Genomic DNA, 21,100 nt, shown 5'->3' on the forward strand with positions numbered 1-21,100 from the left:
CTAAGTACATGACAAAAATTTGAATACATCAAATTTCGGGACATAAATTGGTCGAAAAAGCACGTTGGAGATTTCCTCCAAGCCGTACTTTACTAAAGATTTGGCTTTACGTCCATGTTTCAATGTCTTTATAGGCTTTACGTTTTCATCTTTATGTTCCCCAACGAGATACGCCCATACAAGAGCAATACAAACCATTGCCAGAAGTCTTGCAATCCGCTCTGTGTCGCGCAAATGCGTGTCTTCGATATTGAATCCGGAGGATTTCATAGCCCGGAATGCGGTCTCGATCTCCCATCGCCTTTTATAAGTGTCGACACCCTTTTCCGGGCGTTTGAAGCAGATGAGGATCTGAAGTTCAGGCACACCGTCGGAGTTCTTGATTCGGCTTCCGGCAAGATAAACGTACTCACCTTTGTGCAGGAAAAGCTTGTAATAAAATCTTTCCTGCCCCACTTTCAGGGAATTGAAGAGCCACCATGCACGGATTCTTTCCCCTGTGGAAGGCTTGACAAGCCAGAAATTCTGCCGGATCCGGATATAATATCGTATATGATTGCGGTTGAGCCAACCGATCCAATCCTTGCCGACAAACTCCCGGTCGGCAACAAGAGAGTCGATGCATTCGGAGCCGAACAGCCGGACAAATCGTTCAACGATTGCCTTGCGTTCCTTCCAATTGGAGTTCCCTTTCTTAGGCAGAAGGCTGAACATCAATGGGAATGCAATCCCCTTGTATGCCACGCCGAGCATGAGGATGTTGATGTTGAAATCACCGAACTTCCAGTTTGTACGGTCCATGCTCAGCACCAGCCCTGTCTTGACGGGAAGCAGAGAGTATATCATCTGCGCCACAAGGTCAAAGTTGAGGGCGTACTTGGCTATGAATCTTTGAATGCGGCGAAGGTTGGAGTCCCTTTCAACAGAGGTTGGCATTGCCGCCGCGAGTTTATGGAGGCTTACGGTCTGTACTACACACAGGGCATGGAGCATGAAAGCCATAAACTTTATGCGGGCCAGATTCATCGATTTCCCAAAATGTTCTTGCATCATCGGAAGGATTTGGTTAACTTTGCCCAAGTCCTTAAAGTCAGTTGTCTTCATACGAAAAAGCGGGCAAACTTTTCTTTAAAGATACTGATTCTTAGGGACTTTTGCAAATATAAACAACTAATAATTAGGCATATAACAACATAATTTATATTTTGTCATCTACTAAAACCTTTGCCTTATGTTAAATGAAAGAAATATGATGTTCAGAGAAATGCGGCGCAAACGCCAGTTGTTGCCGCCCGAAGAAAGCTTGGCGATACTGGAGCGCATGACCGGCGGTACGCTTGCCCTTCATGGCGATAACGGATATCCGTATGCTGTCCCCGTGAGCTATGTGTATGCCGACGGGAAGATTTATTTTCACAGTGCCGTGCAAGGGCATAAGATGGATGCCATCAGGCAGCATCCCGAAGTCTCGTTTTGTGTGGTGGAGCAAGACCGGATAGTTCCTGCCGAGTTTACAACCTATTTCCGGAGTGTCATTGTCTTCGGTAAAGCCCGTATCCTGACCGATGAGGTAGAGAAGCGTGCCGCTATGCTTCGGCTGGCAGAGAAGTATTCGTCCGGCGAGTCGGGTATGCAAGACGAGATAGACAAGGGATTCGACCATCTGGTAATGGTGGAGATAACCGTCGAGCACATGACAGGCAAGGAGGCTATAGAGCTGGTGCGGCAGAAAGGGAAATAACAGGTGGGACGCTTTTCCGTCAAAGGATGGTTTTTATCAGATAGTAAAAACCGGGAGAAACAGCAATCCCCTTGTTTCGCTTTGCCGCAATGGGCAAGAGAAGCAAGGGGATTATTGCGTCAGGGGAACCGAATGTCCGTTATTTGATTTCGAACTCCTCCTTCATGTCTATTTCTTCGTTGTGCGCGTCATAGAATTTATATTGCAGGAAGGCAAGGCTCTGGTTCGGGATGATACGGATACCGAAACCATATCTCATCTGCCACTTCCGTTTGAGCGACATGAAGCCTTGGTTGATATAGGCAGCCACATAAGGGTGGATGTGCAATGTAAATTTCTTGACCTTCAACTTATTGACCAGGTAGTCAATTTTACTTTCCAGTGTATCTGTAAACAGAATGGAAGGCTTGATTTTCCCTTTGCAGAAACAGGTAGGGCAGTCTTCGTCGGTGGCTACGTCCATAGCGGGACGCACACGCTGACGGGTAATCTGCATCAGACCGAATTTGCTGAGGGGCAGGATGTTGTGCTTTGCACGGTCTTTCTGCATGTTCTGACACATGCGTTCGTACAGTTTCTGGCGGTTTTCGGCAAGGTTCATGTCGATAAAATCGACAACGATGATTCCTCCCATATCTCTTAACCGAAGCTGGCGTGCCAACTCATCGGCAGCGCCCAAGTTGACGTCGAGGGCATTGGCTTCTTGCCCGTTGGCCGATTTCGAACGGTTCCCGCTGTTCACGTCTACTACGTGAATCATTTATAACTACCATATCCGTAGCCCAGAGTCGTTATCGTGGTTTTGTCAATACCGGTTATTCATTTGGCAGCGGTGAGTATGGTTTCAGTCAATGGCATATCAACACTGTCCATGGCGTAGATCTCTTTCATAACAATCTTTTCATTGGAGGAGGTATAGGGTTGGGTATTTCAACAGAAAGCGACATACTTAAAACATACAGTCTGCCTGTTTTCGCAGATGTACGTTATACACTTTGTAACTTAAAAGTTAAGCCATACATAGATATGAAAATCGGATACTCTGAACTTTTTGAAGAAGAACATGATGGTGGAGGTTATAAAAGTGGAGGTTTTTATATTTCCCCCTCTGCCGGAATATCACTGCCTGTCACAAAAAAGACTTCAATTCATGTTGGTATAGGATATACGTATAACCAGGCAAAATATGAATTCTCTTATATACCGGGAATTGGCTCCATGGGTAGGAATAATAAAAGATTTAATGCTGGTGGGTTGACTTTATCCGTTGGGGTTTCTTTTTAGAACCAAACTTAAATACAGGGGACAAACATCCCTCACGCAAGCATGTATCTGTAATTTACATACCCATTCCAAAACCCCGACTTCTTTTCCTGGGCTGGTCGAGTTCTTCCTCCAGCTGCTTCTTCCGCTGTGGTGCCTGGTTGATTTCCGGAACTTGGGAAATACTGTTTCCCTGTTGTTGGTTCTCTTCACGGCCTTGTTCCTGGTGCGGTTCCTGAAGATCCCGGCTCCATTCGGCTTTCATCTTTTCAAGCCGTTCATGGTTCACACGTTCCGCCCACTCCTTTTTCTGGAAGATTTCTTTCGGGCTTCCGTTCTTCATGGTATTGAGATAGTCGAATGTCTGTTCCGGAGCCCGGTCATACCCTGTGCGCTTATCAAATGAAGATTCACACTTTCGGAAAAAATCTGTCCTGTCAAAACCTCCCTTCACGTTTCCGCAGTTCTTCTTCCCGGTGTGGTTGGTCTTCGGACTTAGCTTCCTGGTGTTGCTCCTGTCCTTCCGGCTGACGATGATATGTGCGTGCATGTCGTACCGGTCGGCTCCCTTCCTCTCAAAATGGATCTTCCCGTAATACTCGATATCCTCTTTGTTCAGGCCTTTTCCAAACCCTTCCGCATAGTGCTGCATCACATCATCACGGACATACTTTCTCATGGCTTCAGCCTGTTCCTTCTCTGTCTTGCCCATTTTCTCCAGCTCCCGGCTGGAAGGGCTTACCGTGATCACATAGAACTTCGCATCGTTCCGGCTTAATTTTGCCTTGTTGTTGTCTATCTTGAAGGTTACTTCCTGTGCGCTTATATAGTCACGTGAGTTATTGAAAAACGGCTGCACTTCCTGGCCGTTCTTCATGCGCTCCAGATCCTCATGCTGGAGGTAGGTCGTTACTCCTGTGCAGCTCCCTGTATTGGCATAAGTTCCGGAACCGCCACCCTGAATTTTTATATTCATAGTCCCCTCCTTTCCTTTTCCCTCTCATAGACTTTGTTTATATCATCGAGTAGCCCGGTCTTTCCTTTTGCATCGAGGAAGGAAACTATATGTTGCATGGCTTTAAGTTGTGCTGTTTCGTTGGCTTCTATCCGCTTGAAAATGGCCTGCTGGTTCTTCCTGATAGTTGCATCAGAATCCCGTACCGCTCTTTCAGCTCTGTCAATAGCTTTTCCCTTTTCGCTGGATTGGTTCATCACCTCGATGAAAAGTTCGCTGTTCTCCTTCAGGAACCGCCTGAACTTTTCTTCCGAAAGTAAGGATGAAAGGCTTATGGTTATCTGTGTGCTGGCTCCGGCCAGAGCTTCACAAGCCGGACGCACAAGATCCGTTTCCTGTTTCTTCAGGAATGCGAACACCTGATCCATGCGCTTGATAAGCTTCTGCATTTCCTGTGCCGGGCTTTCATGCTCGATATCTTTATCGTTCCATTCCAGTATCGTTTCACCCAATAGAGAAAATTTTATCATTTGAATATTGATATTGTTTATTTCTTTTCGGAGCTCGTCTATTTTTTTATTGCCAAGTTCTAATGCTTCTATCTCCTGCCATTCATAGAGGCTATTATATGCCATACATCCGATAAGAATGGAGATAAGTATATATCCCAACCGTATTGCCTTATAGAAATTTCCTGACCGCTCCATTATTTTGATGACATTGTTTTTTGAAACATGAATAAAAGTTTATCGTTTTCGTTCATGCGGATATTATCAGAATAACCGCCTTTTGTTATTTGATACCCGCATGGCTTAACCATAAAAATGCCTAAGCCCTTAGTGTATGAACTTATTTCTGAGGCATAGTCTTTACTTGTATTTAATGGAACTTTCCCTTTAATATGACACCACTCATTATTGCAACTGATGTCTTCAATCTCAGACATCATTTTTTGCAAATCTGTAATAGCTTTGGAACTTGCCTCCTGGGGTATCTGCAACTCAAAATATAGCATCGGTTCGAGAATGTCCACACCTGACTGTTGCAAAGCCAGCCTGAAGACATAAGGGGTCAGCTGCCTGAAATCAGCAGGTGTACTTACCGGGCTATAATATTCGGCTTGAGTAAAAGTCACTTTCAGATCTGTCACTTCCCATCCATGTAAACCAGATTGGCAAGACATACGGATTCCTTCAAAAACGGCATTTTGAAAAGAATGGTTCAGATAACCATAGGAGATGTCACTTTCGATCTGCAACCCTGTCCCTAACGGCAAGGGTTCAAGAGTCAGCCCTATTGTGGCCCAATAAGGGTTGGGTGGCACTTCGATCTGAATAATCTTATTGACCTTTTTTACAGGTCGTTCTTTGTAGATAGTCTTGATCTCATCAAAATGGACCTTTACGGAAAATCGTTCTTCCAGCAATGTCTGTATGATTTCCTTTTGGGTCAAACCATATAACGAGATTTCCAATTCATCGCTATATGAGTTTATGGAAAAGGACAAAGACGGGTCTTCAATCCACAATGTATTCAGAGCGGATATAACCTTGCTCCTCTCTTCGGGCTTGTCTGGCCGGACGGAGGATTTGAGAGCGGGATGCTGATGAGATAATCCTTGAATCAAACAAGGTTTAGCACCTAAATAATCTCCGATTCGAAAATCTTCCATATCCTCTACAATCGCGATATCATTGGCACCCACTTCATCAACATTTATCTCTCTGCCCTGATAAATAGTTTTCAGATTTTTAATCTTGATGGATTTTTCCGAATCGTTGATTCTTACAACGTCTCTAAGTCTCAGACTTCCGTCAATTATTTTTAGAAAACTTCTTTTATGTCCTTTGGGGTCATGCTCTATCTTATAGAGATAAGCTGAAAGTCTGTCTGAGACTGATGCCGGAGGAAGTATAAAAGAAGTGATGGCGTCCATCAACTCATTGATGCCGATATTGAACATTGCTGATCCATGTAGCACCGGATAGACTTTGGCTTTTGCCACAAGAGCGATTATCGTATTCCAATAATCAGTCGGTGGAATTTCGCTATCCGCCAAATATCGTTCCAATATGTTGTCGTCATGGTCGCATACAAATTCTTTGTATTCTTCCTTTATATATGTTTGGGAGCAAACTGGATAAACCGATCCATCGACAACAGTTTGCATACACAGGACATCTTGCGACAGATTTGTTTTTATATCCAGATACAAATGCTCCAAATTCACACCGGCACGGTCAATCTTATTGATAAATATAATTGTCGGGATTTGCAGCTTCTGTAAAGTATTGAACAGCAACTTTGTCTGCGCTTGTATGCCTTCCTTTGCGGATAAGATGAGGACTGCTCCATCAAGCATTTTGAATGTCCGCTCCACTTCCGCAATAAAATCCATGTGTCCCGGAGTGTCAATGATATTGCATTTCACCCCGTTCCAGATAATAGATGTCGTAGAAGCCCGGACAGTAATTCCTCTACGTTTCTCTATATCCATAGAGTCTGTTATGGTGTCACCATTATCCACACGGCCGCACTTTTCCGTTGCTCCACTGGCAAACAGCAGATTCTCGGTTACGGAAGTTTTTCCTGCATCAATGTGAGCAAGAATTCCTAAATTTATAATATTCATTTGGATTAAGCAATAATATACTACAGTAGATGCGTTGTCGAAACGCACCTTTTAATACCTCCTCGTAGCATGTGAGAACTACAGGATTACTAACTCGTATTAATATGTATATTATTACTGCCGCATAACGATTACAAAATTACACAAAAAAATATATCTAACAAAAGTGGGAGGATTTTTTAACTTTTTACCATAGACATTTTATTAGGGAAGCGTAGGTTCAACTGGCAAGTACAAATAAGTAGAAATGTTTGAACAACACCGTTTTAGGAAGTTGAAAAATCAAGTTTCTCTCTCGGTATAGCGTTTATTTTGGCCAATATCTTCTTTAGTTTAGCATTTGTGTATTTCCCATTCGTGTTCTATTTAGCTCCTTATTATGAGTATGTAGCAAGTTACTTATCAAATTCAGCCTCTTTGAGGGTCAAATATGGTTTTGCAAATGGTGACTGACAAGACATAAACAAGGTCAGCAGGAATTTTTTACATAAATGGACATGAATGTATATAACCTAAAATAAGAATAAATTTTAATAAGGGCTGCCCAAAAAGAAAAAAATGCAGTTGCCATCCTATAGATACTTGCAGAAAGGATAAAATTTACTTTTAGACCTTTTGGGATAGCCCTTATTAATACTTCAGATAAAATTCCTTAGGTTATATTTTCAATCCTTTGGACCGGGTTTCCTCCTTGGCATACAGTCCCGGACGCCCGATTATGACATGGTTGGCAACGATACTATCCGCCGGACTGCGTATCTGCGGCGGTGCATTTTCGGGATATTGCGCCTGCCTGTTCCTCACATCTTCCGCTTCCGGCTTGAGCTGTTGCCCTTCATTCTCCTTTTCTGCGACTTCGGGCGTGGGTGGCGCAAGCTCCAGCTGAATTTTTCGGTCAAGGGCGGCAAGTTCGGACTTCAACTGCTTCAGCTCGTCCTCCTTCTTCCACACCTTACCCGCTATCTCCTGTAACTGCGGTATCTCCATCTCCAGCACCTCGTTCTTCGCCTTGTACTGGTCGATGATGGAGGGTATCCTCTCCATCGCGTTGAGGAAGTTGCGGGCGGCGGCCAACGGGTCAGCCATCGCCAGATGCCCGTTGTTGTAGGTGTACTTGTAGTTCCCCTCGACCACGAAGCGGTTGTCGGTGAACTCCAATCCCTCTTTGAGTATCCTTTCGCTCACCACCTTTATCGGAAAACCGTAAAGTTCACCGACCTGCGTGTACAACCCTCCGGTCGTGGCATTCTTGGCTATCTCCTGCAAACGCTTTCCGATGACCTTCTCATCGGCGGAATCCACTCCGTCCACCTTTATTATATTAAGGCGGTTGCCCTCCTTGTCGGTCTGCACCACCGACAGGAAGCGGTTCCAGTCCTCCGTCATGGCATCTATGAAAGCCGTGTTGTTGCGCAACTCGCCGGTCTTTGACTCCAGCTTGAACTCCGAATCACGCTTGCCCTTGTTGAACGACTTGCGTTCCCCTTCGAGCGATGCGATCCGCTTTTCCAGTTTCGCCTTGTCCAACAGGTCGGTATTGCCGGAGAGCAACGCCATGTATTCCGAGAAATTCATGCCCGATTTTTCGTCCATTGCCCCCTCGTCGATGGTACGCGCACCCATCGCACCGCTTTTGAGCTGGCTTATGAAAGTCTGCTTGCAGTGCAGGAGGTTGAACTTGTAGCTGTCCAGTGACTTCTCCACCGCGTAGATGATTACATCCACGTTGTTCCCGGCGCGGTTCCTGAAGATCCCGGCTCCATTCGGCTTTCATCTTCTCAAGCCGTTCATGGTTCACACGTTCCGCCCACTCCTTTTTCTGGAAGATTTCTTTCGGGCTTCCGTTCTTCATGGTATTGAGATAGTCGAATGTCTGTTCCGGAGCCCGGTCATACCCTGTGCGCTTATCAAATGAAGATTCACACTTTCGGAAAAAATCTGTCCTGTCAAAACCTCCCTTCACGTTTCCGCAGTTCTTCTTCCCGGTGTGGTTGGTCTTCGGACTTAGCTTCCTGGTGTTGCTCCTGTCCTTCCGGCTGACGATGATATGTGCGTGCATGTCGTACCGGTCGGCTCCCTTCCTCTCAAAATGGATCTTCCCGTAATACTCGATATCCTCTTTGTTCAGGCCTTTTCCAAACCCTTCCGCATAGTGCTGCATCACATCATCACGGACATACTTTCTCATGGCTTCAGCCTGTTCCTTCTCTGTCTTGCCCATTTTCTCCAGCTCCCGGCTGGAAGGGCTTACCGTGATCACATAGAACTTCGCATCGTTCCGGCTTAATTTTGCCTTGTTGTTGTCTATTTTGATCTCAATTAAGAGAAAATAGTATTAACCTTTTCGGACCAGAGGCAACAGAAGTGATTGAGCCTGTACCAATGACAGATATTCGAAGGGCGATTAAAGAATCCTTACCCGGGTTGATAGCTAGCATTGAAGGTGACGAACACAATGTGATTTTAACTTTAGCCAGAATGTGGCTGACATCCTCTTCCGGTAGAATTTGCTCAAAAGATCAGGCTGCTGAATGGGCGATACCTAAATTAGCCAAAGAGCATGCTACTTTACTTGAAAAAGCAAAAAAGGCTTATTTGGGAGATTATGATGACAAGTGGGAAGGAATGGAGACTGAGATAATTGAACTCGTTAATTATTTGAAAAGATCTATAGAGTCTTCCCTTAATATTTAAATCCTTTTCGAATAGTTTAAATACAACAGTGATTAGTTTTTAATGCGTATTATTGGTGATTATTACTTCGATATGTTCCCTCATACCTCGTTTTCTCAAAAAACAGTAAAAAATTGATAGATATGTTTCCGCATACGTCGGGCTCTAAAATTAGCCAAAGACATCAATTCCATCAACTCGAGCCACGTGGAGTGCGTAGTTTTGATGTCAAGGGTAAGCAAATAAAGGGCGAAAAGAAAGCTATAAAACTGCTTGAAACTTTTGAATACCTCAAATCCGCAACTACGCGCCTATATGATACAGAAGCGAAAATAATCTGCATCGTTAGTAAAAAGGGGGCACAGTGCATCGAATGTCACCATAAAGACATATAAACGCCCCTTACCCCACCATGCGACTTGAGGCAATACGCAAAGTCACGACCATAAGTTGTCGGTGTTATCCAAAGTCATTCTGGAACACATCAGCATAAGCGTTGTTGCATGAATAGATATTCAGCACATACTGCCTTGATGTCCTGCCCCATTTGGCTGGCACAGAGATGAACTTGAAGACAAACGCCTTGATGCGGCTTGTTGCTTTGAGTCCGAACCTCTTCACGTCAAGCCTCGCCATGATGAATTTATAGAAGTTGCGTATGAGTGCCGTAAGCAGAAGAAACACCGTGTTTTCTCCCATGAAGGATTTTGGAAGCCTGTTCCAGCCGAATCCGTTATTCATTTCATCGAAGATGCGTTCCTTCCCTCCACGGAGGTTATAGAATTTGACAATCTCTTTCTCGGAAGACTCGTAGTCATTTGTAAGGATGCAGCGGTAGGTGTATTCGCCTTCCCACAGGTCAATCTCACCGTCAATTCGCTTCTGCCTTTGGATTACAAGACGGTATGCCCTCCCTTTCCATTTCTCAACAAGAATGGAGTTCAGTTCAAACTCAATGCCGCCCAGTTCCTCTCTCTTCCACCCTCTGAGTGCAAAGATGTCATCGTAGAGCGAACCGCAGCGGTTGGCGCGGATATAGAAAGTCATGCAATGCTTTCCGACCTCTTCCACAATTTCCTCTGAGCAGGATCCGCAATCTGCCCTGAAACGATTGACTGTCAATCCTTTCTGTTCAATCCTCTCAAAGAATCTCCTCAACGTGTCCTTCTGGTGGAAACGAACGTTAGTGTTGCCGTCGCTGTTCTCTATGCCGACAATCATGTCGCCAATGACAGCCACACCTGGACGGTACCCGAGAAACTTCTTGTATGTGGGTTTCGCATCAAACTTCTCAGCCTCTATGAACTGGTGGTCGAAGTCAACGTCATACCCCTCGCCCTCTTTCAGCTGCCCTGTGGACAATAGGCAATTGAGGAGCAGTGTATTCAGCATGTCTGCCGTGTTGAAGTCGTAGGTCTTGCCAGTGTCGGATGTGTAGGAAATGTTATCCTGGGTCAGTTCCTTTATGGCTCTGAGAATCGTGTCGGCACTGCATGTGCGAAATGTCGGATGAAGCGAGAGGTGGTACATCAGATGAGTGGTGACATCCTCTATGCATGAGCCGCCACAGAAATAAACGCTCATAAGCGAACGGATGATTTCGCTGTATTGATAACCATACAGCCTGCATCTCATACCGAGAGTTGAGTCGATTACAGATGAGAGATTGGAGTCAAATAGCTCCATTATTGAAAAAATTCCTCCAAAAGGAGAGAGTTTCTCAGATTTTATTGCTACCTTTACCATGTCTGTCGGGTTTGATACATATTTTGATTTGCAACACTAAGATAGGTGAAAAATCTGACATGGCAAAATCCTGAGCAACTTTTTGTTGCTCAGGTACTTAAAAAGTTATATTTGTAATAGTGTTGCGGAATTAAGGATATAGATCCCATAAAATGATCAAGGAAGGTCTTTGCCACATCAGATGCTCTGCTGCCGTTATTGTAATGATAATAAACCAACTTGACATGCTTTGCAAAGAAAGCCCATAAGTACTTTCTCCTGTAAGCCTTACCTTCCGGTGTTTCAACTCCAACGAGTTCGGTAGTCTCATCAACCATAAGGTATTTTGCCTGTTGTACAAACTTCTTGAAGACATCTTCCATAAACTCCCTAAGCCTGGAGATTCCGTTGTGGATATAGCTGTTCAGCGTGGTATTGCTTATATGGATGCCTTCTCTTGCAAGCAGTCTTATCTGTCTGTTCTCAGGCATGCTGAAGTCATATTTCAGACAAAGCAGACGGGCAAGCAGTTCAGGAGAGAAGATTCCTCCAAGGTTTTTCAAGGGATGCTCCATCGTGTTAGTGAAAGTGCCGTCTGCAAGCTTTACCCTTGCCACCTTGTACACATGTTCCACGTTATGGGCACGCACATGTTCTATAAACCTGTATTCCCACACATCAGCCATTCCGTTGCGGTTCATAAGCCTTGCACCATCCGGGAGTTGGTAATAGTCTTCTATTTCATGTACCACTACCTTGTCCACCTTCAGCCTGGTCTTTTCCGCACGTGGTGCGGTTTCCTTTCTTCTTGAAGGCTTGCTGTTCTGTGCTGTTGCGTTATCGGAAGAGGTATTGCCACCAGCTTCGTTACCATTGGCCTTATTATCATCATCACCTTTCTTGTCAGAACCGTCATATTCGGACTTCTCCATTGCAGACTTGTCAATGTTACGGTTGTTCAGCAGCCTTCTTTGCTCAGATGTACGGCCGAAACGGTGTTTCCTGCTGTCTTCAAGCTGAAGTCTGAGATTGGATATCTCGTTTGCAAGCATCATGTTCACCTCGTCTTTTGCTTCAAGCTGCTTCCTCATAAGTTCCATTTCTTTCCTGTAATGTTCAACCGTGGTTGATTGCTTTTCGAGGGATTCTTTGAGGTCATTGATTGTATCAATCAGAGTTTTTGAGTTCTCCTTGTTGGATTTTTCAATAGACTCAAGCCTCGCAATCAGTTCTTTATTCTGTTTGCGAAGCCCTGCTTTTTCCTCATTCGCCAGACCCAGCTGGCAGCAAAGTAACTCGTATGCTCTTTCATCAATCATGATATAAAGGTACGAAAAATCAGGCAGTTACGCAAACTTTTTATCGATTATTTTTGTATTATTCCATTGTAAATCAACGCCTTATTATTCATTCTTTAGGAGTTACATACATTCTGTCGACTACGATACTTTCCGTCAGGTAAGCCATGTCAGACCACTGTATCCGGTAGCATTTTGACACCTCGTCAAACACAGGTTTCTTGAACTTTCCCATGACAGGACGTTTCTCGTAAAGCACATAAAAACCGCGTTCGTAATGAAGTATCTTGACGACCTTCCGGTTACGGGACATGAACATATATACATTGGACGCATCACTAGGGTCAAGTGACATCTCTTGCCTTATACTTTCACACAAACGGAAGATGCCTTTCCGTAAATCCACATTACCGTTGAACAGGTAATAGTTCAGGTTAGCACTCAGTCCAAGCATATCATCCTATCATTTTATTAAGCAACAGACTCAGATCAAGAACGCTGGTGTTTCTCAGAAACAGTGTCGCTCCAGACGCCAGTTGTAACTTAACCCATTTTATTGGTGGTTCGCCTTCAGGCTGTTTCACCTCCATCTTTACAGTCGGACTGTTGCAAGGCTTGCCGGTTATCTGGACTTTAGCAACCTTGGGCTGATCAACCAGAACTGTCTTGCCTAACTTCTCGCTCCAAAGCTGATGACGTTGCCAGTTCATGAACTTGTCGTAGTTTACTCCATAATCCGCACAGAACTCGCGAAGATCCTTGGTCTCGCTGCATAACTGGTAGAGGTCATATACCTCCTGATAGTTTACTTTTTCTTTCGCCATAATCATTGTTGTTATTTGGTTATGGCGCAAAGGTAGGTTTGTGAATAATGTGCGTCAAGGCGGAAAATAGAATGCTTACGATGGAGCATACACACCTGAAGATAAAATCCTACAAAGCCCATTTACCCCGGTAAATGAGAAAATGGGCTTTCATCACTTTTGTAACCTGTCTAACAGGAGCGTTCGTACCACCTCATAGCCTTCCTGCGGATTGAACTCTTCATCCGGCCGAAGCAACTGCATGGTATCACCCAAGAACTCATCATCCTGCATTTTGTCTTCCATATTGATAATAAATTCTTTGTAAGTAGGAATGTGGTCAACCACAAATTCCATATACTTCTGATAGCAAGCCAGCACGTTGTCTATGTTGATGTCTGATGTGGTCAAGGCCTTGTACAAATCATACAAATCACGTCCTTTTCTCCGTTGGTACAAGGCACGCAGTTTTGTACCTACCAGTTCATCCAACTGGTAAGTCAGGACATCGCATTTTCCGTTATACCATTTGTTGACCACTGAAAATGGCATACGTTGCATAGGCAGTACACTGAAATGTTCCTTGCAGTTGATTTCCACTTTCAGATGAATCGGGACCACTGGTATGGATTCTGATTCCAGCCTGAAAATCAAAGTGTTGTTGTGCTTTTTCTGCTTCACTTTCGGCTCCCCGAGAAAAGCGAGTGTATCTCTTATATGGTCATAGGTCTCTTTGATCGGTTCTGCATTAATCTGTACCAAGTCAATATCTTCACTGTACCTGGGTTGGGGCGAGAGAAACAACTTGTGTAATGCGGTCCCTCCGCGAAAAGCCAGATGGGAAGCAAGATATTCATCCTTGTATATCTCAGTCAAGGCTCTGCATATCAGCAGATCCTGTTCGACCTGTTCGGACTCTGTCCATGGAACATGTTCGCTCCATTCTCTGATTGCAAATTCCGGTATCATTCGTCTATTTCTATTTCCTGGTTAATGATTACTTTCCATTTCTTGTCAACCTCACAACCCTCTGTCGGTTTGTTTATCTTAAACGGTATCTTTCTAAATCTCAGTCCTGCAACCTCCATTTTGGAATATAAGGTTTCCGCCAAATCCGCTCTTTCCAATACATGTTCCAGAATATAACCCAGACGTTGAAAGACCGGTATGGCCGATGTCTTGAAAAAGGAATCATCGAGGCTGTCCAGATTCATTGTCTCAGCCAATTCATTCAACACGGTGCAGACGCGATTCAGACCACCTACACTTTTTTCGTTTTCCACCAGGTCAACAGCTGTCAGTTCAGGACAAGAAACATTGATGTAACCTGTCTGCGTCTTGTGCTTCCTTACAAATTCCATACTTATTTCCTTCTTGGAAAAGAACAATATGGATGTTCCGCTCTTTGAAGTATTCCTCATGCTCGGTTGTTCCACCATGAGGGAAAATGTCTGTACTCTTTGATGTGACGCGCCATAAAATGAAGCCGCATTCAAAAGAGCAACATAATATCTTTTCCCAAGATAGGACATCAGCTGATCCATATAGAAAACAGGCGGAATTACGCCTTTTAACGAATATTCCACAGGCATAATGACATAAAAATTACGCCAGGGAGAAACAATCTTCGCTTTGGCGGCCAAACGGTACAATGCGGTTTTGATATATACCTTACCCGCTGAAGGGAATTGCTTTTCTATATCCTCTTTAGTGAAGGTGTAATATCCCCTTACTTCCCGGCTTTCAATCCAATCTGACAAAGTTTCTATATGCTTCTTCATAACTTAGTTGCAATGACATTGCAAAAGTAGTCATTTTTTGACTACTTACGCAGATTTATTGCATTTTTTGTGTTGAAAGGGAATTTTTCTCCATATTTCTATAAAATGGCATCATAAGCCACGCTTCACTTGATAAGTCCCTTCAGAGAAGTTAACTCGGAGGGCGAATACCTCCACGTTCAAGCCTCCGGTTTTCGGGACACAAAATTCCCTGCGGTAATTTTCCGCCCAAAAAAACGCTCCGGTATTGCCGTCCGAGTTAGGGAAAGGACCGGGACTTAGCAAGCGAAGCGACCTACGACGCATAGATACAGGTCAAAATAAAAAAGAATCCGACGGGAGAACCATGCTCCCGTATGCCATCCCAATGGATTACGCCATCCGGTTATTCCCGTAAACAGAATTCCGCTTCCTGTCACAAAAGGACACATCAAGGGGGACAAAAGCAGCTCGCTCCCAACTCTGCATAATTACAGTTTTTCCTTTTCTTCCGTGCGGCTGCGTGTACCGCCATACCCTTGTCTGTCCGGCCTGTTCCACCCTTTCCTTTGCCGTCTTTCGTTTTTTCTCCTTTTCCTGCCATTTTACCCCGTTTTTTCACTCCGTTTTCTCCGGCCTGCGGTGTAATGTGATGACACATGGTGTAATATATATCCTAACACATTGCAAATCAATTATTTATCAATTTTTCTCCTATATATTTGCGGTGACAACATGAGTTATCAACACTAAAAATCAAAAATTATGGCAAAGAAAAATGCAAGGGAAGAACCCCCGAAACCGCAGGTCTCCGAAAACGAGCAGATGAGTGACATCGTGTTCATCCTCGACAAGATGGAACTGATTCTGGAAGCGGTGTCGCAAATCGGACAGGACGGAAAATTCAACACGGTAGCCGCCGACAGGCAGAACCGGAACTCCTTCCTGAAGATTGACCGCTATGCAGACGCCTTCGAGAACTTCATTAAGAACTTCTGGAGCCAGCTGAAAGACCCGACACGTTTCGGAATCCTCTCCGTCAAGGAAGACAGGCTGGACGACCCTGCCGTACAGCAGGCCATCGAGGACATCGCCGCAGGAAAAAAGACAAAAGCCGTGGAGGAATTTCTCAAGCAGTACGAGATTGTTCCGCGCAACAAGGAAAACCAAAGTATCAACCAAAAAAATCAAGAAGAAATGGCAAAGAAAAATGAAACCCAGCAGCAGGCTGCCGCAGCTGACAGCCAGCCGCAGACCCAGTCCCCACAGTACCGTTACAACGAGTCCATGATCAACTGGGAACAGCTCAAGAATTTTGGAATCTCCCGTGAATACCTCCAGGAACGCGGACTGCTCGAACAGATGCTCAAGGGATACAAGACCAACCAGGTAGTACCCATCAGCATGAACTTCGGCTCGGCCGTACTGAGAACGGACGCACGTCTGTCATTCCAGCAGTCCATGGCAGGCGAAGTGGTGCTCGGCATCCACGGTATCCGGCAGAAACCCGACCTTGACCGACCGTATTTCGGACATATCTTCTCCGACGAGGACAAGAAGAACCTGCTCGAAACGGGCAACATGGGACGTGTCGTGGAACTGAAAGGACGCAACGGGGAATATATCCCTTCCTTCATCAGCATCGACAAGCTGACCAACGAGGTGGTCGCCATGAAAGCGGAGAATGCCTTCATCCCGAGGGAAATCAAGGGCGTGGAACTGACAGAGCAGGAGCAGAATGACCTGCGTGAAGGCAAGAAGGTCTATGTCGAGGGCATGATCGCCAAGTCCGGCAACGAGTTCAACGCCTTCATTCAGGTAAATGCCGAACGCAGGGGTGTCGAGTTCATTTTCGAGAACGACAAGCTCTTCAACCGCCAGACACTCGGGGGCGTGGAACTGACACAGAAACAGATTGAAGACCTGAACGCCGGGAAAGCCATCTTCGTGGAGGGCATGCAGCGCAAGGACGGCGAGGTGTTCTCCTCCTACGTGAAGCTGGACGAGGCGACAGGCCGTCCGTCATACACCCGCTACAACCCGGACTCCCCGGAGGGCGCACGTGAAATCTATATCCCCAACGAAATCAACGGGGTGAAGATTACGGCGGAGGAACAGCAGCAGCTCCGTGACGGCAAGGTGATTTTCCTCAACGACATGGTGAATCGCAAGGGAGAGGAATTCTCCTCCTTCATCAAGGCCGATTTGGAAACGGGACGCCTGAGCTACTCCCGTACGCCGGACGGTTTCGAGCAGCGCGAGGATTTCAAGATTCCAACCAAGGTATGGGACGTGGAACTGACCAGACAGCAGCGTGCGGACCTGCAGAGCGGAAAGGCCGTGCTGGTGGAAGGCATAAAGGGATATGACGGGAAGACCATCTCGCAGTACGTCAAGGCGAACTTCAACCAGGGGCGTCTGGACTTCTACAACGAGAATCCTGACCGCAAGCGTGACGCCTCGCAGCGAAACGTGGTGGCCAACAGCCAGCGACAGGAACAGGGAAACCGCAAGTCAAAAGGTGCGAGCATTGCCTGATGGCAGGTTACTGAAAAATGAATGTTGAATCAAAAAAAGAAAGAAATATGAAAAAGGAAAACGGAAACGACATGCCTTTCAAGGCTGATGAAGTGAACTGGGACGAACTCTCCGGTATCGGTATCATGAAGGACGAGCTGGAACTCTCCGGCGAAATGGACACCCTCCTCAGGGGAGAGAAAACGAAAGTGATGTCCCTGAGCCTCGTGCTCCTCGGCGTGGACGTGGTGATGGACGCCACCCTGCAGCTGGTCCGCAAGGGCGAGGCACCGCTGCTGGAAATCCAGGGAGTGACACCGCTGGGCAGATAGCCTGAGAGCAATTATCAAGTAAACCGATGTCTTACCGCCGTTTCCTGTCTTCCGCACGGAAAACGGGAAACGGCTTAATTTTTATCCTAACAATATGATAGCAATCATCGCAGAAAAGCCGAGTGTAGGCATGGACATAGCCCGTGTAGTCGGGGCTGATACAAGAAATGACGGCTACTGTTCCGGCAACGGATATATGGTAACATGGGCACTGGGACACCTCGTGTCGCTGGCCATGCCGGACACTTACGGTTACACGAAAACAGCGGCGGAGGACCTGCCGATGCTGCCGGACCCGTTCCGCCTGGTCTCCCGACAGGTGCGCACGGACAGGGGAATGGTCACGGACATCGCCGCCTCGAAACAGCTGAAAGTCATAGAAAGCGTGTTCAACCGCTGTGACAGCATCATCGTGGCTACCGATGCCGGTCGCGAAGGGGAACTTATCTTCCGCTGGATATATGCCCTCCTGGACTGCAAGAAACCGTTCCGCCGCCTGTGGATCTCCTCGCTGACCGACGAGGCCATACGGAAAGGTCTGGAGGAACTGAAGGACGGCTCGGAATACGACAGCCTGTACGCCGCAGCGGACAGCCGCGCCAAGGCGGACTGGCTGGTGGGCATGAACGCCAGCCGGGCCCTGGCCATCGTCTCCGGCTCGTCCAACAACTCAATCGGCCGTGTGCAGACGCCGACGCTCGCCATGATATGCAGCCGCTACAAGGAGAACCGCAGTTTCGTATCCACACCATACTGGCAGCTGCATGTCACCCTCAATGGAGGCACGTCACACCGCCGCTTCTTCCATCCCGCGACCTTTGACGACAGGCAGAAGGCGGAAGCCGCCTACCGCAGTCTCTCTCCCGATTCTTCGGCGACGGTCACGAAGGTGGAGCGCAGGAAAACCCTGCAACAGCCGCCGTTGCTCTACGACCTGACGGCACTCCAGAAGGACTGCAACGTGCACCTCGACCTGCCCGCGGCAAAGACGCTGGACATCGCCCAGTCGCTCTACGAGAAGAAGCTCATTTCCTACCCGAGAACGGGAAGCCGCTACATCCCGCACGACGTGATGGCCTGTGTGCCCGGTCTGCTGGAAAGGATTATGGCCATGCCCGGATTCGCCACAAGTGCCGGAATCCTTGACTTTGCGCGTCTCAACACCCGCAGCGTGGACGACAGGAAAGTGACGGACCACCATGCCCTCATCACGACCGGCATCGCACCCGAAGGGCTTTCCGAGGCGGAGGAGGCCGTCTATACGCTGATAGCCGGACGTATGCTGGAGGCGTTCTCGCCCTACTGCGAGAAGGAAATGCTGCTCATGGAGTGCCGTCTGGAGGGGATGGACTTCCGCTCGAAGGGTTCTACCGTGGTCAGCCCGGGATGGCGCGGCATCTTTGGCCGGAAAGAGGACCGGGAGGATGACGAGCCGGAAACCGACGAGGGTACGGCCGTATTTGCCGAAGGGGACACGGTTCCGGTTTCAGGATTCGGACTGGCCCAGAAGAAGACCGTGCCCAGACCGCTCTATACCGAAGCCACGCTGCTGGCGGCCATGGAGACCTGCGGCAGGGAGATAGCCGACGAACAGGCACGCGAGGCCGTGAAGGAGCTGGGCATCGGCACGCCCGCCACAAGAGCCGCCATCATCACCACACTGTTCAAACGTGACTATATCGCCCGCTCCGGCAAGAGCATCGTCCCCACGGAAAAGGGACTCCATATCTACGATGCGGTGAAGGACATGCTCGTGGCGGATGTTTCCCTGACAGGAAGCTGGGAGAAAACCCTGCTCCAGATAGAGCGGCACACGCTCGGACCGGACACGTTCATGGCATCCATCACGGACTACACCCGCAAGGCTACCCGTGAAATCCTGAACCTCAGCCTTCCGGCAGCAGCCGCCCGCACATTCACCTGTCCCAAATGCAAGACCGGACACATCATCGTCAGGGAGAAGAGTGCCCGCTGTGACAATAAAGGGTGCGGACTGACCGTGTACCGCAGATTCCTGAACAAGGAACTGACGGACCAGCATCTGGAACAGCTTTTCTCTTCCGGTTCCACACGGCTCATCAAGGGATTCAAGGGAAAGAAGGGTGTGGCCTTCGACGCTTCGGTCACCTTTGACGCCGGGTTCACCCTGACACTCTCGTTCCCCAAAAACGGGAACGGCAGGAAAAGGAAATGATGAAGCCATCCCGATTCGCGGGGCAAAGGTCGCAGCCCGCCCGTTTCCACCGGCAAGGTCGGGCCTGACGGTTTCTGGGAAAAATCATCCTCGCCCGAGGCTCCGGTATTTTTCCCGAAAACCTTGCCTGTGGAGGCGGACTGCAAGAAAGCCCCTGAAACCGGGAATGGCATTCCCGCCAAACAAATGAAGATTATGAAAGCAAAAGAACGTATCAGAAAGATAGCGGACAGCAGATGGGCAAGGACACTCGCGCTGGCCGTAACAGCAGCCATCATATTCAGCTGGCTCTATTCCCACGGCATATCGCCTGTATGGACCGCCGTGGCCATCATCTGTTTCAGGGGACTCTTCAGGTTCCTCTACCGTGTAGCCTGTTTTCTCGTGGCACTGGCCATCATTCTGTGCATACTGAGTTTTCTGGTCTTCTGAAATCTGACGATATGGAACATGCACGGAATTTATCATTGCAGCATAAGGGAGCTGTCCGGGAGCGGGCGGCTCTTTTTGTATCCGTCACAACCGGAAATGACACGGGAAGAAAAGGAAATGGACTAAAACACAGACATTGGCAAACCGAGAACTACAGGGCAAAGTTGGCAAACGCTTCTTGTCGGACGGCAAGGTCAGGCCGCAAGCGGTTTCGGAAAAAATCATCCTCGCTGCGCTCCGGTATTTTTCCCGAAAACCCTGCCTTTCCGGAAGCATTTGCCGTTGGGCCCTTGTAGTTCAACGGGCTGCCAAAGCCCTGGTATTCACAGTTAAAAATTAAAGAATATGCAACAAGCGATCATCACAAGACAGTCACCAGCCCCGATAGGGATGCCCGTGACAAGAAGACCGAAAGTACACGTCCCGCAACCGGCAATCAAGCTGCCACCGAGAGGGACCACCGGTCCGGTTCACATCTCAAAGCTGCTGAACCCCGTTCTGGAAATATGCAGGCATCCTGACAGGGACAGGCTGCTGGCAGAATTTTTCAGCGAATATTGAAATTTATCGTCTAATCATTTAATATCTGAAACTATGTTTTTTACAGCAATCCACCAGATGATGACGGAAAGCGTGGACCTCACGATCGTCATCCGCAAGACAAACGGACAACTGACCGTTTCCACATTGCCCAAATCGAACGGACTCAAGGACGAGGCCCAGAACCACATCGTGCCGCTGACAGTTACGGGAACGCCGCAGGAACTTGACACCG

At 47.2% G+C, this 21,100-nt stretch carries 17 protein-coding genes and 5 pseudogenes; 9 read left to right on the forward strand and 13 right to left on the reverse strand.

From position 1 onward, the window contains the following. Positions 1-1,104, reverse strand: a complete 1,104-nt coding sequence (locus ABGT65_RS14370) for an IS4-like element ISBf13 family transposase (RefSeq protein WP_032528339.1) — start codon at positions 1,102-1,104, stop codon at positions 1-3. Positions 1,105-1,252: 148 nt separating this feature from the next. On the opposite strand from ABGT65_RS14370, the gene nim reads away from it, so the two are divergent. Further along, positions 1,253-1,741 carry a NimABCDEF family 5-nitroimidazole reductase gene (gene nim / locus ABGT65_RS14375; protein WP_032528343.1) on the forward strand — a complete coding sequence of 163 codons (489 nt, stop codon included), beginning with the start codon at positions 1,253-1,255 and terminating at the stop codon, positions 1,739-1,741. A gap of 139 nt (positions 1,742-1,880) precedes the next feature. Here the strand turns inward: nim and ABGT65_RS14380 are convergent. After that, a pseudogene (locus tag ABGT65_RS14380) lies at positions 1,881-2,498 on the reverse strand (ribonuclease E/G); the annotation flags it as partial. 269 nt (positions 2,499-2,767) lie between these two features. Between ABGT65_RS14380 and ABGT65_RS14385 the strand changes: the two are divergent. Beyond that, the gene (locus ABGT65_RS14385) at positions 2,768-3,025 is read left to right on the forward strand and encodes a hypothetical protein (RefSeq protein WP_032528340.1); all 258 of its coding nucleotides are present in this window, start codon (positions 2,768-2,770) and stop codon (positions 3,023-3,025) included. Between the two features lie 55 nt (positions 3,026-3,080). Here ABGT65_RS14385 and ABGT65_RS14390 read toward each other — a convergent pair whose 3' ends face one another. From ABGT65_RS14390 to ABGT65_RS14410, 5 genes and pseudogenes are all read right to left on the reverse strand, one after another. Continuing rightward, positions 3,081-3,980, reverse strand: coding sequence for a DUF5712 family protein (locus ABGT65_RS14390; protein ID WP_346703025.1), 900 nt, complete (start codon positions 3,978-3,980; stop codon positions 3,081-3,083). 371 nt (positions 3,981-4,351) lie between these two features. Next, a pseudogene (locus tag ABGT65_RS14395) lies at positions 4,352-4,666 on the reverse strand (hypothetical protein); the annotation flags it as partial. Then, the gene (gene tet(Q), locus ABGT65_RS14400) at positions 4,666-6,591 is read right to left on the reverse strand and encodes a tetracycline resistance ribosomal protection protein Tet(Q) (RefSeq protein WP_346703026.1); all 1,926 of its coding nucleotides are present in this window, start codon (positions 6,589-6,591) and stop codon (positions 4,666-4,668) included. The pseudogene ABGT65_RS14395 and the gene tet(Q), both read right to left, overlap by 1 nt. A gap of 657 nt (positions 6,592-7,248) precedes the next feature. Beyond that, a pseudogene (locus ABGT65_RS14405) lies at positions 7,249-8,337 on the reverse strand (hypothetical protein); the annotation flags it as partial. 34 nt (positions 8,338-8,371) lie between these two features. Further along, a pseudogene (locus ABGT65_RS14410) lies at positions 8,372-8,911 on the reverse strand (DUF5712 family protein); the annotation flags it as partial. Here ABGT65_RS14410 and ABGT65_RS14415 point away from each other — a divergent pair. Then, a pseudogene (locus ABGT65_RS14415) lies at positions 8,905-9,285 on the forward strand (DUF4111 domain-containing protein); the annotation flags it as partial. The pseudogenes ABGT65_RS14410 and ABGT65_RS14415 overlap by 7 nt on opposite strands. Before the next feature lie 438 nt (positions 9,286-9,723). Here the strand turns inward: ABGT65_RS14415 and ABGT65_RS14420 are convergent. From ABGT65_RS14420 to ABGT65_RS14445, 6 genes are all read right to left on the reverse strand, one after another. Further along, positions 9,724-11,010, reverse strand: a complete 1,287-nt coding sequence (locus ABGT65_RS14420; RefSeq protein ID WP_148331112.1) for an IS1380 family transposase — start codon at positions 11,008-11,010, stop codon at positions 9,724-9,726. 89 nt (positions 11,011-11,099) lie between these two features. Continuing rightward, positions 11,100-12,308, reverse strand: coding sequence for a transposase (locus ABGT65_RS14425; protein WP_225226390.1), 1,209 nt, complete (start codon positions 12,306-12,308; stop codon positions 11,100-11,102). A gap of 88 nt (positions 12,309-12,396) precedes the next feature. Continuing rightward, positions 12,397-12,741, reverse strand: coding sequence for an IS66 family insertion sequence element accessory protein TnpB (gene tnpB, locus ABGT65_RS14430; RefSeq protein ID WP_072530987.1), 345 nt, complete (start codon positions 12,739-12,741; stop codon positions 12,397-12,399). Position 12,742: 1 nt separating this feature from the next. Further along, entirely contained in the window at positions 12,743-13,111 is a 369-nt protein-coding gene (locus ABGT65_RS14435; protein WP_191764048.1) for a hypothetical protein, read from the reverse strand. Between the two features lie 153 nt (positions 13,112-13,264). Next, complete coding sequence (locus ABGT65_RS14440) at positions 13,265-14,059, reverse strand: nucleotidyl transferase AbiEii/AbiGii toxin family protein (RefSeq protein WP_148330877.1); 795 nt, start codon at positions 14,057-14,059, stop codon at positions 13,265-13,267. Then, positions 14,056-14,871: a type IV toxin-antitoxin system AbiEi family antitoxin gene (locus ABGT65_RS14445; protein ID WP_148330878.1), complete on the reverse strand. Its 816-nt coding sequence runs from the start codon at positions 14,869-14,871 to the stop codon at positions 14,056-14,058. Before ABGT65_RS14445 ends, ABGT65_RS14440 begins: the two co-directional genes overlap by 4 nt. 744 nt (positions 14,872-15,615) lie before the next feature. Here ABGT65_RS14445 and ABGT65_RS14450 point away from each other — a divergent pair. The 6 genes from ABGT65_RS14450 to ABGT65_RS14475 form a co-directional block, all read left to right on the forward strand. Then, positions 15,616-17,388, forward strand: a complete 1,773-nt coding sequence (locus ABGT65_RS14450; protein WP_148330879.1) for a DUF3945 domain-containing protein — start codon at positions 15,616-15,618, stop codon at positions 17,386-17,388. A 47-nt stretch (positions 17,389-17,435) separates the two neighbouring features. Then, positions 17,436-17,699: a DUF4099 domain-containing protein gene (locus tag ABGT65_RS14455; RefSeq protein ID WP_057252920.1), complete on the forward strand. Its 264-nt coding sequence runs from the start codon at positions 17,436-17,438 to the stop codon at positions 17,697-17,699. A 94-nt stretch (positions 17,700-17,793) separates the two neighbouring features. Further along, positions 17,794-19,893 (forward strand): type IA DNA topoisomerase, encoded by a 2,100-nt coding sequence (locus tag ABGT65_RS14460; protein WP_148330880.1) that lies wholly within the window; start codon positions 17,794-17,796, stop codon positions 19,891-19,893. Between the two features lie 195 nt (positions 19,894-20,088). Beyond that, positions 20,089-20,325, forward strand: a complete 237-nt coding sequence (locus ABGT65_RS14465; RefSeq protein ID WP_118308790.1) for a hypothetical protein — start codon at positions 20,089-20,091, stop codon at positions 20,323-20,325. A 345-nt stretch (positions 20,326-20,670) separates the two neighbouring features. Next, a complete protein-coding gene (locus ABGT65_RS14470; RefSeq protein ID WP_122119906.1) occupies positions 20,671-20,886 on the forward strand; it encodes a hypothetical protein in 216 nt (71 codons plus the stop codon). Between the two features lie 33 nt (positions 20,887-20,919). After that, positions 20,920-21,100, forward strand: a 181-nt coding sequence (locus tag ABGT65_RS14475; RefSeq protein WP_346703027.1) for a PRTRC system protein E, incomplete at its 3' end; no start/stop codon positions are given.

Source organism: uncultured Alistipes sp. (assembly GCF_963931675.1).
In the GTDB taxonomy this organism is placed as follows: Bacteria; Bacteroidota; Bacteroidia; order Bacteroidales; family Rikenellaceae; genus Alistipes.

Coding starts and splice junctions, on each gene's coding strand:
- ABGT65_RS14455 (WP_057252920.1), top strand. CDS start 17,436: ATGAAAAAGGAAAACGGAAACGACATGCCTTTCAAGGCTGATGAAGTG.
- ABGT65_RS14420 (WP_148331112.1), bottom strand. CDS start 11,010: ATGGTAAAGGTAGCAATAAAATCTGAGAAACTCTCTCCTTTTGGAGGA.
- ABGT65_RS14465 (WP_118308790.1), top strand. CDS start 20,089: ATGAAAGCAAAAGAACGTATCAGAAAGATAGCGGACAGCAGATGGGCA.
- ABGT65_RS14385 (WP_032528340.1), top strand. CDS start 2,768: ATGAAAATCGGATACTCTGAACTTTTTGAAGAAGAACATGATGGTGGA.
- ABGT65_RS14425 (WP_225226390.1), bottom strand. CDS start 12,308: ATGATTGATGAAAGAGCATACGAGTTACTTTGCTGCCAGCTGGGTCTG.
- tnpB (WP_072530987.1), bottom strand. CDS start 12,741: ATGCTTGGACTGAGTGCTAACCTGAACTATTACCTGTTCAACGGTAAT.
- ABGT65_RS14470 (WP_122119906.1), top strand. CDS start 20,671: ATGCAACAAGCGATCATCACAAGACAGTCACCAGCCCCGATAGGGATG.
- ABGT65_RS14390 (WP_346703025.1), bottom strand. CDS start 3,980: ATGAATATAAAAATTCAGGGTGGCGGTTCCGGAACTTATGCCAATACA.
- ABGT65_RS14370 (WP_032528339.1), bottom strand. CDS start 1,104: ATGAAGACAACTGACTTTAAGGACTTGGGCAAAGTTAACCAAATCCTT.
- ABGT65_RS14435 (WP_191764048.1), bottom strand. CDS start 13,111: ATGGCGAAAGAAAAAGTAAACTATCAGGAGGTATATGACCTCTACCAG.
- nim (WP_032528343.1), top strand. CDS start 1,253: ATGTTCAGAGAAATGCGGCGCAAACGCCAGTTGTTGCCGCCCGAAGAA.
- ABGT65_RS14440 (WP_148330877.1), bottom strand. CDS start 14,059: ATGATACCGGAATTTGCAATCAGAGAATGGAGCGAACATGTTCCATGG.
- ABGT65_RS14445 (WP_148330878.1), bottom strand. CDS start 14,871: ATGAAGAAGCATATAGAAACTTTGTCAGATTGGATTGAAAGCCGGGAA.
- ABGT65_RS14460 (WP_148330880.1), top strand. CDS start 17,794: ATGATAGCAATCATCGCAGAAAAGCCGAGTGTAGGCATGGACATAGCC.
- ABGT65_RS14450 (WP_148330879.1), top strand. CDS start 15,616: ATGGCAAAGAAAAATGCAAGGGAAGAACCCCCGAAACCGCAGGTCTCC.